This window comes from Neobacillus sp. PVCKKU3, from assembly GCF_058323225.1.
Genome location: NZ_JBLVQN010000039.1, coordinates 31,294 through 47,734, shown reverse-complemented (window position 1 = coordinate 47,734; position 16,441 = coordinate 31,294). Strand labels below are relative to the sequence as shown.

The following is a 16,441-nucleotide window of genomic DNA, read 5'->3' as shown; positions in this document are numbered from 1 at the left end:
TAACCTTTGAAACAGAGCATCGGGGGAAATACATAAAGAGGACAAGCAATTATCTATTATAAAGAAACAAGGAGGAAAAACTGGTTGAACAAACGAATATTATTGTTATTCGGATTGCTTTCTGTATTCCTGCTGCTGACTGGCTGCAGTGAATTCAATAAACCGATTACAGAAGAGAGCACAGGTTTTTGGAATGAATACATTGTTTATCCATTATCATGGCTGATTAAAGAAATGGCTCATTTACTTGGTGGAAACTTTGGATTATCGATTATCGTTGTTACTATTCTAATCCGCCTGGTGATCCTGCCGTTGATGATTAAACAGACAAAAAGCTCAAAAGCAATGCAGGCTTTGCAGCCGGAGATGAAAAAGCTTCGTGAGAAATACAGTTCAAAAGATGCAAAAACACAGCAAAAGCTCCAGCAGGAGACGATGGCCCTTTTCCAAAAGCATGGGGTTAACCCTATGGCGGGCTGTTTCCCACTAATTATTCAAATGCCGATTTTAATTGGGTTCTATCATGCGATTTCGAGAACAAGAGAAATTGCCCAGGATAATTTCCTTTGGTTTGACCTTGGTGAAAAGGATCCATATTATATCTTGCCGATTGTTGCAGGGATCACTACATTTATTCAGCAAAAAATCATGATGGCAGGCCAGGAGCAGAATCCGCAAATGGCGATGATGCTTTGGATGATGCCAATTATGATTGTAATTTTTGCTTTCAATTTCCCAGCAGCTCTTTCCTTGTATTGGGTTGTCGGAAATATTTTCATGATTGTGCAAACCTATTTTATTAAAGGACCGGATTTAAAGGCGCAGACATCCGGTAATGCGGGAGGAGCAAAAAAGTGAAACAGGTAACTGCTACAGGACAAACCGTCGAAGAAGCAGTAGAATCAGCTTTAGCTCAATTAAAGACTTCAAAGGACCGCACTGAAATAAACATCATTGATGAAGGTAAGAAAGGGATTTTTGGCATTTTCGGATCACGGCCGGCGGTAGTAAAGGTGACCGTAATCCATGACCCGATTGAAGAAGCTAAGAAATTTCTGATGCAAGTCGGCGAACAAATGGGTGCACCTGTAAGTATTGATGTGAAGCGCGATGGTAAGCAGGTGCTCTTTGTTATGACAGGCGAGAAAATTGCGCTGCTTATTGGGAAGCGGGGACAAACACTGAACTCTCTTCAATATTTGACGCAATTAGTGATAAACCGCCATTCGGAGCAATATTTTACCGTGATTCTGGATGCTGAGGATTATCGAAATAGACGAAATGAAACACTCATCCAGCTGGCCAACCGCCTGGCGCAAAAAGCCGTTCAAACAGGAAAAGACGTCGCTCTTGAACCAATGCCATCCTACGAGCGTAAGGTTATTCATACTGCCTTATCCGAAAATAAACGGGTCAAAACCTCTTCCGATGGAACAGAACCCCATCGCCATATTGTAATTTCACCAGTGAGAACAAGATAACATCCTGCCTAAAGGCAGGGTGTTTTTTTATTAGGAAAAGAAAAATATAAAACACCTGTTGATTGGAGCGGAAGTGGCGAGACTCCTGCGGGAGTACGGGACTGGGGAGACCCCGCAGGAGCTTTAGCGACGAGGAGGCTCCCCGTACCGCCCGCGGAAAGCGAGCCACTGGAGCGGAAATCAACAGACTTTTTTGCAGGTTTTAAAAAAAAACCTGTGAATAACTTTTTATTGAGTAAAATGTGTTTTATTGTTATTCACATGTGGATAAGTTAAAATAATACAAGGTATTATCAAGTGTGGATAATTCCAGCCAGTTAACTGCAAAGGCTGGCTTTTTTGTGGTATTCTATTATTTTGTATCGAAACCGAAACTTTATATAAATATTGTAATGCTTGCGAGGTGAAAAAAATGGAGTTTGATACAATTGCGGCCATATCGACACCGATGGGGGAGGGAGCCATTGCGATTGTCCGATTGAGCGGAAATGAAGCCGTTCCAATTTCGGATAAGCTATTTAGAAGTGTCAGCGGAAAGAAATTGGCGGAAATGTCCTCCCATACGATTCATTATGGTCATATCATTGACCCGAAAAGCGGCCAAGTGGCTGAAGAGGTTATGATCTCCTTGATGAAGGGCCCGAAAACTTTTACAAAAGAGGATGTAGTGGAAATTAACTGTCACGGTGGACTCGTGTCCGTCAATCGGGTGCTGCAGCTTGTCTTAAATAGCGGCGCAAGACTTGCCGAGCCAGGGGAATTCACGAAACGTGCTTTCCTAAATGGACGGATTGATTTATCCCAGGCGGAAGCAGTCATTGATTTAATCCGGGCAAAAACTGACCGGGCGATGAATGTCGCCTTAGGACAAATGGAAGGTCGTCTTTCCAAGCTAATTCGCCGGTTAAGACAGGAGATTCTTGAAATTCTAGCCCACATTGAAGTTAATATTGACTACCCGGAATATGATGACGTAGAAGAGATGACACATACAATGCTTTTGCCGAAGGCTCATTATGTAAGGGATGAAATAAATAAACTGTTGCAAACCTCCCAGCAGGGAAAGATTTTACGTGAAGGGTTGTCGACAGTAATTGTCGGCCGGCCTAATGTTGGAAAATCCTCATTATTGAATAGTCTTGTTCAGGAGAATAAAGCGATTGTCACAGATATTCCAGGGACAACACGGGACGTTATCGAAGAGTATGTGAATGTCCGCGGTGTGCCGCTAAGGTTATTGGATACAGCTGGTATCAGGGAAACGGAAGATATCGTTGAACGGATCGGCGTCGAGCGTTCCCGCCAAGTTTTAAAAGAGGCGGACCTTATATTGCTGGTGTTAAACTATTCCGATCAACTGACAAAAGAGGATGAAAATCTTTTTGAAGCAGTAAACGGAATGGATGTAATTGTGATTGTCAACAAAACTGACCTCACGCAACGAATTGATATGAACCGGGTTGAGGAATTGGCAAAAAACCATAGGATTGTCACGACATCTCTTTTGGAAGACCGCGGCGTTGATGAACTGGAGGAAGCAATTGCTGCTTTATTCTTTGCCGGTTCAATTGAAGCGAAGGATGCCACTTACGTTTCTAACACTCGCCATATTGCGCTGTTGAATCAAAGTCTTCGTGCCATAGAGGAGGCAATTGAAGGTGTGGAAATCGGAACACCTATTGATATAGTTCAAATTGATTTAACAAGAACATGGGAGCTGCTCGGGGAAATTATCGGCGACAGCGTCCATGAAAGTCTAATTGACCAGTTATTCTCGCAGTTCTGCTTAGGAAAGTAAGACCGCAGTGCGGCGATGCGGCCTGCCAGGGGTAAGATGAGGCTTCAGCTATCATTGTTTATAGCGGTTTGGCGGATATACGATGGAATTCCGCGGATATTTAGCAGTATTTGGCGGATATAAAAACGTCGATTAATATGGATACACAATATAGAGTAATTTTTCCGTTTGAAAAACGGAAAAGGAGGAAAACCATGCAATACGAAGCAGGAAATTACGACGTCATTGTCGTTGGGGCCGGTCACGCCGGCTGTGAGGCGGGCCTTGCGGCGGCAAGACTGGGTGCGAAAACCTTAATGATTACCATCAATCTGGATATGGTGGCATTCATGCCATGTAACCCTTCAGTCGGAGGGCCGGCAAAAGGTATAGTGGTCCGGGAAATTGATGCACTTGGCGGGGAAATGGCCAAAAATATCGATAAAACCCTTATTCAAATCAGAATGCTGAACACAGGTAAAGGTCCAGCCGTCCGTGCACTCAGGGCCCAGGCCGATAAATTTGCCTACCAGCATGAAATGAAAAAGACCTTGGAAGAGGAAACCAACTTAACGTTAATTCAAGGTATGGTTGAGCAATTGATTGTCGAAGACGGAATTTGCACAGGTGTAGTTACCAAAACGGGTGCAGTATACCGTTCGAAAACCGTTGTTATTACAACAGGGACATTCCTTCGCGGTGAGATCATCATTGGCGAATTAAAATATTCCAGCGGCCCGAACAACCAGCAGCCATCCATCAAGCTGTCAGAGCATTTAGAACAGCTTGGCTTTGAGCTGGTCCGCTTTAAAACAGGAACACCACCAAGGGTAAACAGCAACACCATTGATTACAGCAAAACAGAGATTCAGCCTGGCGATGAAGAGCCGAGGGCATTCTCTTATGAAACAACAAAATACATTACCGATCAGCTTCCATGCTGGTTAACCTATACAAATGATCAAACACATTCCATCATTGACCAAAACCTTCATCGTTCACCGATGTTCTCAGGGATGATCAAAGGTACAGGTCCGCGTTATTGCCCATCCATTGAGGACAAAGTGGTTCGCTTTAACGACAAGCCGCGCCATCAAATTTTCCTGGAGCCGGAAGGAAGAAATACAAAGGAAGTGTATGTCCAGGGATTATCGACAAGTCTTCCTGAAGATGTACAGCAGCAAATCATTAAAACCGTCCCAGGACTTGAAAACGCTCAAATGATGCGGGCTGGTTACGCAATTGAGTACGATGCCATCGTTCCAACACAGCTGTGGCCGACTTTAGAGACAAAAGTGGTTAAAAATCTTTATACTGCCGGGCAAATTAATGGAACATCAGGCTATGAGGAAGCAGCAGGACAAGGTTTAATGGCGGGAATTAATGCTGGATTAAATGCACTTGGCCGCGAAGAGCTTGTACTAAGCAGATCCGAAGCATATATTGGTGTACTGATTGATGACTTAATTACAAAGGGTACCAATGAACCATACCGCCTGTTAACATCACGGGCAGAATATCGCCTCTTACTTCGTCATGATAATGCCGATTTGCGATTAACCGAAATAGGGCACAAAATTGGCATGATTCGCGATGAACGGTATCAAGCATTTTTAGCTAAAAAGGCAGCTGTTGAAGCGGAAAAGGAAAGATTGCGTTCTGTTATTTTAAAACCTTCTGCGGAAGTCCAAGAATTAATCAGAAACACAGGCGGCAGCGAATTAAAAGATGGAATCAGAGCCTCCGATTTATTGAAAAGACCGGAAATGACGTATGAACTGCTTGAGACATTGACGAAGTCAGAAGTTCCTGTAGATGATGAAGTCAAGGAACAGGTGGAAATCCAAATTAAGTACGAAGGCTATATTGAAAAGTCATTGCAGCAGGTTGAGCGGTTAAAGAAAATGGAAGATAAGAAGATACCAGAAAATATCGACTACGATGCCATTAGTGGGGTAGCAACAGAAGCAAAGCAAAAGCTGAAGAAAATCAGGCCGTTAACACTTGCTCAGGCTTCCAGAATTTCCGGGGTAAATCCGGCGGATATTTCTATTTTGCTTGTTTATTTGGAACAAGGACGGATTGCCAGAATCGCCAATGAATAATGGAGTGAGGAAGGAACTTTTATGAATATCGAACAATTCGAAACAAGTTTAAAGGAAAAAGGAATTGCTCTAAACAGCACCCAGCTTGGCCAGTTTGAAAAGTATTATGAGACGCTGGTTGAGTGGAATGAAAAAATGAACTTAACAGCAATAACGGAGAAAAGCGAAGTCTATTTAAAGCATTTTTATGATTCCATTTCAGCAGCGTTTTATTTCGACTTTACCAAACCATTTCTCCTTTGTGATGTTGGGGCAGGCGCTGGATTTCCGAGCATTCCGTTAAAAATTGCCTTTCCTCATATTGATGTAACGATTGTTGACTCGCTAAATAAGCGGATCACATTTTTAAATCACCTGGCAGCTACATTAAATTTAGAAAAGGTTCAATTCGTCCATGACCGTGCGGAAACGTTTGGTGTCAATCCAAACTATCGGGAAAGCTTTGATGTGGTGACAGCGAGGGCGGTTGCCAGAATGTCTGTGTTAAGTGAGCTTTGCCTTCCGCTTGTCAAAGTCGGCGGCCACTTCCTGGCATTAAAAGCAGTCAATGCGGAGGAAGAATTAAAAACGGGCCAAAAGGCAATTGCAGCACTTGGCGGCAAACTCCTCAACTCTCATACCTTTAACCTGCCGATTGAGGAATTCGACAGAACAATCATCATCATAAAAAAAGAAAAACAAACGCCAAAAAAATACCCGCGTAAGCCGGGTGTTCCTGGAAAAACCCCAATTGAATAGATGAATTTGAAAGTTCATATGGGATTGGATATTTCTTAGGGCTGACAATTTTGCGATAAAAATGATATCCTAGGCAGGAAGAATATATCGACATAGAGAATAAAGTAAAAGGGAGTTTTTCGTAAAGGTGGTGTCGGGGATGAAAAGTTCATTTACACGCTTTTTTGGCTTTGCTGATAAGGGAGAACAAACTGTTGAGCTTGAAGAAGAGCTGAATATAGAGAGAAACGAAGAAATTAAGAAAATACCGATAGACCAAATTGTTCCTAACCGATTTCAGCCGCGAACAGTTTTTGATGAAGAGAAAATTGAGGAATTATCCAGAACCATTCATACACATGGTATTATACAGCCGATTGTTGTAAGAGAGTTTGCTTCAGGCCAATATGAAATTATCGCGGGGGAACGCCGCTGGCGGGCGATGAAGAAATTAGGTTGGGATGAAGCACCGGCTATTGTAAAAAATTTTAACGATTCGCAAACCGCTTCCGTTGCTCTTATTGAAAACCTTCAACGGGAAGAGCTATCGCCGATCGAAGAGGCAATTGCTTATAGCAAGCTGCTTGAGCTTCACAACCTCACACAGGAGGCTTTGGCTCAACGCCTTGGCAAGGGGCAGTCAACCGTTGCCAACAAGCTGCGTCTTCTTAAATTATCTCAGCCTATTCAGGATGCATTATTAAATAAGACGATTACCGAGCGCCATGCCCGCGCCCTTATTCCGCTTAAGGATCCAGAAAAGCAAGTGGCTCTGCTTACAGAAATTATCGAGAGAAACTTGAACGTTAAACAGACGGAAGACCGGGTATTCAAACTGCTAGAGGAAAAAAATGAAAAGCCGAAAGCGAAGCGGAAGGCATTCAGCAAAGATATGCGAATTGCTGTCAATACCATCCGCCAATCGTTATCAATGGTTTCTGACAGCGGAATTAACCTGAATTCTGAAGAAGAGGAATTTGAGGATTTCTATCAATTTACAATTCGCATTCCCAAGAAGAAATAATATAAACTAAAATGGTAAGAACCAGACAATTTTTTGTTTGGTTCTTTTTGTTTTTACAATAATCTCCATTAGCTCCTAGAAATATCCCATTAAGGAAAAAATATGTATTTATCTTGGGTGTATTATTTTTTGAAAAAAAACAAAATCTGCCGAAATTCATGATAAAATAAAGGAATGGACTTTCCATATCATTTGGTGGATAATGTCAAAATAAGGGTATTTTAATAGAATATGAGATTGAAATTTTGGAAGAATTAAAGGGTAGGTGACATCGTGGGTAAAATCCTTGCAATCGCGAATCAGAAAGGCGGAGTCGGTAAAACGACTACTTCTGTCAACCTGGGCGCCTGCTTAGCACATATAGGAAAACGGGTCTTATTAGTAGATATTGACCCTCAAGGAAATGCAACTAGCGGAATCGGTATTGAAAAAGCAGAAGTCGACCAGTGTATATACGATGTTTTAGTAGATGATGTGGAAGCGAAGGAAGTCATTAAGCCGACAGCCGTGGAAAATTTATACGCTATCCCGGCCACGATCCAGCTGGCAGGGGCTGAAATTGAGTTGGTGCCGACCATTTCCAGAGAGGTTCGTTTAAAACGAGCTTTGGAAGAGGTGAAAGATCAATTTGATTATGTAATCATCGATTGTCCGCCATCATTAGGTTTATTGACGATTAATGCTTTAACAGCATCTGATGCCGTGCTAATCCCTGTACAGTGTGAATATTATGCCTTGGAGGGATTAAGTCAATTATTGAACACGGTAAGACTGGTGCAAAAGCACTTGAATCAAGATCTAAAAATCGAAGGAGTATTATTAACAATGCTAGATGCAAGAACTAATCTTGGCATCCAGGTCATTGAGGAAGTGAAGAAGTACTTCCAGGATAAAGTGTATAAAACCATTATTCCAAGAAACGTTCGTCTAAGTGAGGCTCCAAGCCATGGGGAACCAATCATTAATTATGATGCCAGGTCCCGGGGCGCTGAAGTATATTTAGATTTAGCAAAGGAAGTGGTCTCGCATGGCTAAGGGCTTAGGAAAGGGCCTGAATGCATTTTTTACAATGGAAGCTGGCAAAGAGGAGACAATCCAAGAAATTAAACTAAAGGATTTACGTCCAAACCCCTACCAGCCTCGCAAGCATTTCCAACCAGAAGCCATTGAAGAATTGAAAGCTTCCATCTTAGAACATGGAATCCTGCAGCCGATTATTGTAAGAAAAAGTATAAAGGGCTTTGAAATTGTCGTAGGGGAACGCAGGTTTAGGGCTGCAAAAGAAGCAAAGCTTGAAACCGTCCCAGCTGTAGTGCGAGAGCTTTCTGAGCAGCAAATGATGGAATTAGCCGTCCTTGAAAACCTTCAGCGGGAGGATTTAAATCCAATTGAAGAAGGACAAGCCTACAACAACCTGATGGACAAGCTGAAATTGACCCAGGAAGAAGTAGCCAAACGTCTTGGAAAAAGCCGGCCGCATGTAGCTAACCATATCCGTCTATTGTCCCTGCCAGCAAACATTCAAGCGTTGATTTCTGAAGGGAAAATAACGATGGGACATGGCCGTGCCTTGCTTGGTCTTCGCCAAAAGGCAAAGCTTTCAGCAGTAGTCGATAAGGTGGTTAAGGAATCATTAAACGTAAGGCAGCTTGAAAAACTGATTCAGCAGCTAAATGAAAATGTTCCACGTGAAACAAAAAATCCGGATAAGAAAAAGGATGTCTTTATCAAAGAACGGGAACATTCATTAAGGGAACGGTTTGGAACATCAGTGCACATTAAACAAAACAAGAATAAAGGGAAAATTGAAATTGAATTTTTCTCCCAGGAGGATTTGGAACGAATTCTATCGCTTTTGGGACCGGATGATACAGATTAAGCCATCTTCGGGATGGTTTATTTTTTTAGAGATCCCTTTTCATAATAGAGAAAAAAGGTGAGGACAGCATGTTTTTGTTAGGCACACTAGTAAATGGATTGTTAATTGTTGTTGGTACCCTTCTGGGTAAGTTGTTAAACCGCATTCCGGAAAGCATGAAAACAACCGTCATGTATGCAATTGGCTTATCTGTCATGGTTCTAGGCTTACAGATGGGTTTAAAAAGTGAAAATTTCCTAATTGTGATTATCAGTCTTGTTGTAGGGGCGGTGTTTGGCGAGCTTCTAAAGCTTGAAGAAAAATTAAATGACCTTGGCGGCTGGCTGGAAAATAAGGTTGGTTCAAACGGAAAGGGTAGTATTGCTGAAGGCTTTGTCACAGCTACGTTAATTTTTGTAATTGGCGCCATGGCCATTATCGGGGCACTTGACAGCGGGATCCGCGGCGACCATGATGTTCTTTATACAAAGGCCTTAATCGACGGTTTTACCGCCTTAATTTTAACTACGACATTGGGAATAGGCGTTATTTTTTCTGCTATTCCAGTCGTGTTGTATCAAGGGTTGATTGCGCTATTCGCCACTCAAATCGACCGGTTTGTCCCGAAGGTCTTGATGGACCAGTTTATTGTTGAAATGACTGCAGTTGGCGGTATCATGATTTTTGCTATCGGATTAAATCTTACAGGCATAACCAAAATCAAAGTCGCCAACCTCCTCCCTGCCATACTGGTGACCGGAGCGATTGTGACGATTTTATATAACTACCATCAATATTTATAAAGAAAACTCGCCGATTGGCGAGCCTTTAAGGGCGAAGACAGAGGCGTAGTTGCACTTATGCGTTAAGAAAGTATAAAGCTTTCGACAGAAAGTTTATACTTTCTTATTAGCTAAAAATAAAAAGAGCAATGGAAAATGATCCGTTGCTCTTAATTTGTTTTCTCTTCCTCTATCCATTCCAGGTTCGTCCAGCTTTGTTTATTGTACAGCAGGCCAGCCTGGTAAATTCCATTTGCAATGGTTTTTGCCATTTTCATAACTAAATTTAGACGGGTATTTTGCAATACATAAAACTCCATAAACCCGCTGACATTCACAATTCCGGTTATATGAAGCTCGCCAACCGGCGGCAGTTCCTTATTCACCCCTGCCCCTGGTTTAACAGGACCTTGACCCACCTGAATAGCACCAACATTTTTATTGCGGCCAAGGCAGGCATCTATACCGATAATATAGGGGTCTGAATACAAGGTTTTTATTTCCTCCAGTCTATCTGCTAAATTAACAGCATGAACTGGCTCATCTAAAGTTCCATACACATAAAAGGATTCAAGCTTCTTCTCCTCCAATAACGTCCCAACAAGTGGCCCTAATGAATCTCCTGTTGAGCGGTCAGTACCAATGCAAACAAAAACAATGGGACGGCTTGTTACTGACGGAATATGTTGAAGCAGTTCATCAGCTAAACTTTCATCGGCATGCAGGTCATCATGCATGAACTGCGTCTTAGCCTTCCTATCAAACATGAAAGCTTTCAGATTCATTAAGTCCACTCCCTAAATCTTTTCGCTCATCTGCCTTAACAGTATACGGAAAATTTAGAGAAACTATACATATTCAAACAGAAAAAGAAAAATTCAGATGGCTATTAACTCTTTTGAAAAATTGTTAAAATAGTAATGGCAGTTGTTAGCTTAAAGGAAGGTGTCTTAATGAGTATTACAGAAAAAGGATTAAAAAAAATTATTGCCAAATTGCAAAATGAAGATACATGGCTGACCTTTGGCGAAGGCATTCTTAAAATCATTGCTATTATTATTGTGGCACAATTATTAATTCGGTTTGGGAAAGTAATGATTCATAATATCTTTAAAATTAGAAACATCTCCCCGCTAAGAACAAATGTCCGGCGCGAAGAAACATTGTCCAAGCTTCTGGATAATATTCTATCTTATGTGGTTTATTTTATTGCTTTCTTAACAATTCTTTCGGTTATGAACATTGATGTCAAGGCTCTGCTTGCAGGTGCAGGAATTGTTGGTTTAGCGGTAGGGTTTGGTGCGCAAAGTTTGGTGAAAGATGTTATTACCGGCTTCTTTATTATTTTTGAAGATCAGTTTTCGGTAGGAGATCATGTGAGGATTGGCCAGTTTGAAGGAAATGTCGAAACAATTGGATTAAGGACAACAAAAATTAAAAGTTGGACAGGCGAAGTTCATATTATCCCTAATGGAAGCATTTTAGAAGTAACGAACTTCTCGATAAATAATAGTGTCGCTGTTGTAGATATTGCCATTCCTTATAAAGAGGATATAGAAAAGGCACAGCGGGTCATTGAAGGTCTCTTGGAAACAATGCCGGAAAGGTATGGTGAATTAGTGAAGCGCCCCGAACTTCTTGGCGTACAAAATCTTGGCCCAACAGAAGTCACCTTACGGATTGTTGCTGAAACACAACCGATGCAACACGCGGCACTTGCAAGGAACATGCGGAAAGATATTAAGCTGGAATTAGACCAGAATGGAATTGATATTTCCTATCCACGTGTTGTGATGCTATCAAAGGATCCAGTAACTGGAGTTTAAAGGATGGTGATAGAAATGGAAGAAAAGGAATATGGGATTAATGATATTGTTGAGATGAAGAAGCAGCACCCATGCGGAACCAATCGCTGGAAAATCATTCGGATGGGAATGGATATCCGGATTAAGTGCGAAGGCTGCGGGCATAGTGTTCTCATCCCAAGAAGGGAATTTTCCCGGAAAATGAAGAAGATTCTTGTGAAGCATGAAGGATAATATTTCATGCTTCTTTTTTTTATTAACGTGTATTATCCTTAATATTAAAGTTGAAATAGTAGATTCACAGTTTGGGGGTGGAGAGATTGGCTCAAACAGTTGTCAAGGCTGCGTGTCCATTGAACTGCTGGGATAGCTGCGGTTTAAAGGTTACTTTGGAAAATGACCGAGTGGTAAAGGTGGAAGGAGATCCTGACCATCCGATCACTAAGGGGAAGATTTGCGGCCGAGGCCGGATGCTTGAAACAAGAACGAATTCACCAGAAAGGCTCTTGCACCCTTTAAAAAAGATAAATGGAAAATTTGAGCAGATTTCCTGGGGGCAGGCTCTGGATGAAATAGCAGCCAAATTGCAAGATATAAAGGAACGTTTTGGAACAACGGCTGTGCTTCACAGCCATGACTACGCTAATAACGGCATTTTGAAAAATCTCGACCAGCGCTTTTTTAATTGTTATGGCGGCGTTACCGAACTTTATGGTTCCTTGTGCTGGGGCTCTGGAATCGAAGCGCAGAAATGGGACTTCGGCAATGCCTGGAGCCATGAACCCAATGATATTATTAACAGTAAAAATATCATTATTTGGGGGAGAAATGCTGCCCGGACTAATATGCATTTTTACGAAAAGCTTTTGGAAGTGAAAAAGCAGGGCACCAAGCTATATGTGATTGACCCGCTCTTTAACGCAACAGCAAAAATTGCTGATAAACATATAACGATAAAACCGGGGATGGACGGTATATTAGCCGCTGGAATTATCAAGGAAATGCTTCGTTTAGGGCTGGAAGACCGAAGTTTTATCGAGGACTTTACGTTTGGTTTTGCTGATTTAATGAAACTTCTTGATGGAGTCTCTATAGAAACCATCAGTGAAATGACGGAAGTTTCCCAAGAAAACATAACAGAGCTAGCATATCTTTATGCTGATAAACCAACAGCTACTTTTATGGGTCTTGGCCTGCAGCGGTACCAAAATGGCGGCAATACGATTCGCTTGATTGACGCCCTTGCTGCAGTAAGCGGGAATATCGGAATTCAAGGCGGCGGTGCCAACTATGCCAATCTTCAAGTTGGACAAAGCTTTGATTTTGCAGAATTAACCATGCCAAGCCGCAGGCAAAAGCACCGCTTATTTTCAATCATGAAACAGGCAGAAGGAATTTTATCGGCTGTGAACCCAGAGATTAAAATGATTTTCGTTACATGCGGGAATCCGTTGACCCAAGTCCCTGATTCAAACATAGTGACAAAAGCATTTTCATCTGTTGAAACGCTTGTTGTGATGGAGCAATATATGACCGACACGGCGAAGCTGGCTGACTATATTCTTCCTGTAACAACCGTCTTTGAAGAAGAAGATCTCTACTATTCATCGATGTACCATCATTATGTCAATTACGGACCAAAACTAGTTGAGGCCCCAGGGGAGGCCAAACCGGATTTATGGATATGGGCGTGGTTAGCTGACCGGCTTGGGTTTGGTGAGGATTTTGATTTTTCAAGGGATGAATGGCTGAAGCTGACTTTAAAAACATTAGCAGGCAAAGGATTTACGCTGGAAAGGTTAAAAGAACAGCATGCGTTAGAGTTACCCGTACAGAAAATTCCTTGGCAGGACCGGAAGTTTCAAACACCGTCGGGAAAATTCGAATTTACCTCTCTGACAGGGAAACAAAAAGGGGCTGGCGGATTGCTGAAGCTGGCCGTACCGGATGAGTCTAAATGGTCTAATCCAAGCTTGGCAGGAAAATTTCCTTACAGTCTGCTAACGATTCACCCACTGCGGTCAAACCACTCACAGAACTATCATTTATTGGGTGGAAAAATTAAATTGAAAGTGGAAGTAGCGCAAAATATCGCTGACGCTCATGGCTTGCAACCCGATGATTATGTAAGGGTTTGGAATGACCGTGGTGAAGTAAAGGGTTATGTGTCCATTTTGGTAACGGCCCATCCGAATACGATTAATATCGATGAAGGAATTTGGAGAGAATTTGGCGGGTCAGTCAATAACCTAACCTCCAGCAGAGAGTCTGACAATGGGCTCGGAAGTACTTTATACGATTGTCTAGTTGCGATTGAAAAAATATAATCAGCAAAGAGGGGCTCCCATAAAAAGATGGCAGCCCCTTTTTTGCAATAGTTATTTATACTCAGGAATCTCCAGAATGAGTTTATATGAGTCTAGTAAACTATATAAGTTATGAATCTGGAAAACTTGCTTTGCCGCCCAGCCGATATCAGAAGCATACTGATGTGTTGCGGAACCCTTTGCCGCAGCAGAACCTGGATTCCACCTCATTTTATAAAGAGTATCCTGACCTGCATTAATATAGCCGTTGGCAATAAATTGGGCACCGCCAATAATCGCTGCCTCAGGTGTAAACCATCCGGCATTAAAGGCAAATTGGGCGCCGCTTTCTAAAGCGGTATTATCGTAAGCACCAATTCCATACATATTGTAAACTGTTTTCCCATTAACCTCTACGCCGGTAGCTAACTTGGATGTGCCGTTACTTGTTTCTAATAGGGCGTGGGAAATTAAATAAATTTCATTGATTCCGTATGTTTGGCCAGCTGTTATAAAGGATGATGCTGTTCCTTGCAAAATCCCTTTTCCGGAAAGGATTCTTTGGTTTACCTCATCCGAATTAAGATTGGCTGTTGCCGAAAGTTTTAAAAATTGCAGGGAATCAACCGTCGTACTTAGGAAATTCTTTGGATTAACATAATAGGTGACATCTTCTGGACTCGCATTTACCCATGTTTTATTGTAGGCGATTTGGTACCAGTCATATCCGTCTGTCCCTTTTACTGTACCAAGTATTTGCAGCTGTTCCTGTGCCTTCACCTGACCGATTGACCAATAGTCTGTGCCGGCGCCGCCCCTTACATTCCAGACGGCACCATTTACAGTTCCGTTTGCAGGGCCTTTTAACGTTAAGGCATCAGCGCGGATGAAGGCTGAGTATTTTTTATCTGTCTGCGGACCCACACCGATTTCTAGCTTTACCATGTCAGTCAGACTGATATTATAGTTTTCGTAAACTTTATCTATGTTGTTGTTGGTTACATTTGGATTAAATGGTTCTGAAGCAGATAAGTACTGTGCACTAACATAACCTGTTTGTCCATTTGCGGTAACCTTTGCCCAGCCGTTTTCTTCAGAGTTGACGGTTACAATCGTGCCTCTAGCAAGCTTTGTCAAGACAGCACCTGTTGTTGAAGCCTCGGCACGCATATTTAAGCTAGAGCCATAGACGACACTTACATATTTCTCCACTACTGCATTATCTTCTTGTGTTGGATTGTTTTCTGGAGCGGGCACCACACCGGCAGCCGGTTTTGTTTCCGATAAAAACTGCGGATCGACATAGCCTGTTTGTCCATATGCTTCAATCTTTGCCCAGCCATTTTCTTCTGATAAAACTGTCACCGTTGTTCCGCGTGCCAGCTTAACCAATACCGAAGCATCTGCCGCGGCACCTTTTCGCATATTTAAGGAGGAGTCATAACCGACGTTTACATACTTGGTTACAGATACGGGTTCTTCCTTTTTGACTTCAGTATTTGTGTTTGCTTTTGCTGGGGCCAGATATTCAGCGCTGACATAACCTTCCTGGCCATTTACGTTAATCTTTGCCCAGCCATTTGCTTCAGAATAGACAGTTACTTCTGTTTCATTTGTCAGTTTTGTAATAACAGCAGAACCAGTGGAAGGGCTTTTTCGTACATTCAATTTGGAACGGGAATCGATATTCACATATTTCGTTACTGCTGGTTGTGGAGCCGGTGCTGTAACGCTGCTGCTTGCTGAAGGCTTGTCTGCCAAATAGGCTGAACTGACAAAGCCAGTTTTTCCATTCACCTCAATTTTAGCCCAGCCGTTTGTTACGGAAATAAATGTCACCTCTGTGCCCTTAGCGAGTTTTGCCATAATGGGGGCACTTGTTGATGCACTATTTCTCATATTAAGTGAGCCGCTGACTACATTCACATATTTTAATGTTGTTGCTGTTGTTGGCGGTACAGCAGGGGCAGCTGGATTTTGATTTGATAAAAATTTTGAGCTGACATATCCGCTTTTTCCGTTTGTTGCGACTCTTGCCCAGCCGTTCACTTCGGAATAAACTGTTACAGCCGTTCCTTTTGGTAAAGCGGCAAGTACAGCTGAACTTGTCGAAGCACTTTTTCGCAAATTAAGTGAGCCGCTATCAACATTTACATACTTTGTAATGGCTGATTGGACATTGCTTGTTTGTGTCGAATTGGATTCAGCAAAGGCGGCTTCTTCGAAGGCAGCCGCTGACAGAACCGCAAAACAAAACGTCGGCAATATGGCCTTTTTTACAACACTAGGTTGGGGACGGGAATTTTTGTACTTTTCTACTCTGCTTGGTAATAACTCTTGTTTTTCCATTTCTCCTCCCTATAACTCATAAATATGTATTTTTTTCCTAACGTTAAGGAAAAAGTAATAGATTTATATTAAATTTTACCATATTTGCTAATTTAGTAGAGGAATTTAAGGGAAATTGTTGCAATAAAACGGTGTTTTTTTCTAATTTTCTTAGATTATGAGGTTTTATGTCGTGTACTTTAGTCAGGAAAGGTCCATTCTTGTCTTTTTATAAACAAATGCCTATAATGGTGAAAG

Annotated in this window: 14 protein-coding genes; 12 read left to right on the top strand and 2 right to left on the bottom strand. The window is 42.0% G+C overall.

The window, feature by feature from the left end:
- Positions 1-84 precede the first annotated feature (84 nt).
- The 9 genes from spoIIIJ to ACNQGS_RS22310 all read left to right on the top strand — a co-directional run bounded on the left by spoIIIJ (position 85) and on the right by ACNQGS_RS22310 (position 9,765).
- Positions 85-858 carry a YidC family membrane integrase SpoIIIJ gene (gene spoIIIJ / locus ACNQGS_RS22350; protein ID WP_491489260.1) on the top strand — a complete coding sequence of 258 codons (774 nt, stop codon included), beginning with the start codon at positions 85-87 and terminating at the stop codon, positions 856-858.
- Positions 855-1,481 carry an RNA-binding cell elongation regulator Jag/EloR gene (gene jag / locus ACNQGS_RS22345; protein ID WP_378586297.1) on the top strand — a complete coding sequence of 209 codons (627 nt, stop codon included), beginning with the start codon at positions 855-857 and terminating at the stop codon, positions 1,479-1,481. The genes spoIIIJ and jag overlap by 4 nt, the downstream gene beginning before the upstream one ends.
- A gap of 412 nt (positions 1,482-1,893) precedes the next feature.
- The gene (gene mnmE / locus ACNQGS_RS22340) at positions 1,894-3,279 is read left to right on the top strand and encodes a tRNA uridine-5-carboxymethylaminomethyl(34) synthesis GTPase MnmE (protein ID WP_491489259.1); all 1,386 of its coding nucleotides are present in this window, start codon (positions 1,894-1,896) and stop codon (positions 3,277-3,279) included.
- A gap of 194 nt (positions 3,280-3,473) precedes the next feature.
- Positions 3,474-5,363 carry a tRNA uridine-5-carboxymethylaminomethyl(34) synthesis enzyme MnmG gene (gene mnmG / locus ACNQGS_RS22335; protein WP_491489258.1) on the top strand — a complete coding sequence of 630 codons (1,890 nt, stop codon included), beginning with the start codon at positions 3,474-3,476 and terminating at the stop codon, positions 5,361-5,363.
- Positions 5,364-5,384: 21 nt separating this feature from the next.
- The gene (gene rsmG, locus ACNQGS_RS22330; protein ID WP_491489257.1) at positions 5,385-6,101 is read left to right on the top strand and encodes a 16S rRNA (guanine(527)-N(7))-methyltransferase RsmG; all 717 of its coding nucleotides are present in this window, start codon (positions 5,385-5,387) and stop codon (positions 6,099-6,101) included.
- A gap of 139 nt (positions 6,102-6,240) precedes the next feature.
- Positions 6,241-7,104, top strand: a complete 864-nt coding sequence (gene noc / locus ACNQGS_RS22325) for a nucleoid occlusion protein (RefSeq protein WP_491489256.1) — start codon at positions 6,241-6,243, stop codon at positions 7,102-7,104.
- 273 nt (positions 7,105-7,377) lie between these two features.
- A complete protein-coding gene (locus ACNQGS_RS22320; protein ID WP_213116960.1) occupies positions 7,378-8,139 on the top strand; it encodes a ParA family protein in 762 nt (253 codons plus the stop codon).
- Positions 8,132-8,983 (top strand): ParB/RepB/Spo0J family partition protein, encoded by an 852-nt coding sequence (locus ACNQGS_RS22315; RefSeq protein WP_491489255.1) that lies wholly within the window; start codon positions 8,132-8,134, stop codon positions 8,981-8,983. Before ACNQGS_RS22320 ends, ACNQGS_RS22315 begins: the two co-directional genes overlap by 8 nt.
- Positions 8,984-9,051: 68 nt before the next feature.
- Positions 9,052-9,765 (top strand): DUF554 domain-containing protein, encoded by a 714-nt coding sequence (locus ACNQGS_RS22310; RefSeq protein WP_491489254.1) that lies wholly within the window; start codon positions 9,052-9,054, stop codon positions 9,763-9,765.
- 149 nt (positions 9,766-9,914) lie between these two features.
- Here the strand turns inward: ACNQGS_RS22310 and yyaC are convergent, their stop codons facing one another.
- A complete protein-coding gene (gene yyaC, locus ACNQGS_RS22305; RefSeq protein ID WP_491489253.1) occupies positions 9,915-10,529 on the bottom strand; it encodes a spore protease YyaC in 615 nt (204 codons plus the stop codon).
- A gap of 168 nt (positions 10,530-10,697) precedes the next feature.
- On the opposite strand from yyaC, the gene ACNQGS_RS22300 reads away from it, so the two are divergent.
- The 3 genes from ACNQGS_RS22300 to ACNQGS_RS22290 all read left to right on the top strand — a co-directional run bounded on the left by ACNQGS_RS22300 (position 10,698) and on the right by ACNQGS_RS22290 (position 13,876).
- Positions 10,698-11,570 (top strand): mechanosensitive ion channel family protein, encoded by an 873-nt coding sequence (locus ACNQGS_RS22300; RefSeq protein WP_491489252.1) that lies wholly within the window; start codon positions 10,698-10,700, stop codon positions 11,568-11,570.
- A 15-nt stretch (positions 11,571-11,585) separates the two neighbouring features.
- Positions 11,586-11,783, top strand: a complete 198-nt coding sequence (locus ACNQGS_RS22295) for a DUF951 domain-containing protein (protein ID WP_213147842.1) — start codon at positions 11,586-11,588, stop codon at positions 11,781-11,783.
- An 86-nt stretch (positions 11,784-11,869) separates the two neighbouring features.
- Positions 11,870-13,876, top strand: coding sequence for a molybdopterin-dependent oxidoreductase (locus ACNQGS_RS22290; RefSeq protein WP_491489251.1), 2,007 nt, complete (start codon positions 11,870-11,872; stop codon positions 13,874-13,876).
- 51 nt (positions 13,877-13,927) lie between these two features.
- On the opposite strand, the gene ACNQGS_RS22285 is transcribed toward ACNQGS_RS22290, so the two are convergent.
- On the bottom strand, positions 13,928-16,204 hold the full coding sequence (locus ACNQGS_RS22285) for an SH3 domain-containing protein (protein WP_491489250.1): 2,277 nt from the start codon (positions 16,202-16,204) through the stop codon (positions 13,928-13,930).
- Between the last annotated feature and the right edge of the window lie 237 nt (positions 16,205-16,441).

Bases quoted from the DNA above. Each gene is read 5' to 3' on its own strand.
- ACNQGS_RS22310 (WP_491489254.1), top strand. From the start codon at position 9,052: ATGTTTTTGTTAGGCACACTAGTAAATGGATTGTTAATTGTTGTTGGT.
- ACNQGS_RS22285 (WP_491489250.1), bottom strand. From the start codon at position 16,204: ATGGAAAAACAAGAGTTATTACCAAGCAGAGTAGAAAAGTACAAAAAT.
- rsmG (WP_491489257.1), top strand. From the start codon at position 5,385: ATGAATATCGAACAATTCGAAACAAGTTTAAAGGAAAAAGGAATTGCT.
- mnmG (WP_491489258.1), top strand. From the start codon at position 3,474: ATGCAATACGAAGCAGGAAATTACGACGTCATTGTCGTTGGGGCCGGT.
- yyaC (WP_491489253.1), bottom strand. From the start codon at position 10,529: ATGAATCTGAAAGCTTTCATGTTTGATAGGAAGGCTAAGACGCAGTTC.
- ACNQGS_RS22300 (WP_491489252.1), top strand. From the start codon at position 10,698: ATGAGTATTACAGAAAAAGGATTAAAAAAAATTATTGCCAAATTGCAA.
- ACNQGS_RS22315 (WP_491489255.1), top strand. From the start codon at position 8,132: ATGGCTAAGGGCTTAGGAAAGGGCCTGAATGCATTTTTTACAATGGAA.
- noc (WP_491489256.1), top strand. From the start codon at position 6,241: ATGAAAAGTTCATTTACACGCTTTTTTGGCTTTGCTGATAAGGGAGAA.
- mnmE (WP_491489259.1), top strand. From the start codon at position 1,894: ATGGAGTTTGATACAATTGCGGCCATATCGACACCGATGGGGGAGGGA.
- ACNQGS_RS22295 (WP_213147842.1), top strand. From the start codon at position 11,586: ATGGAAGAAAAGGAATATGGGATTAATGATATTGTTGAGATGAAGAAG.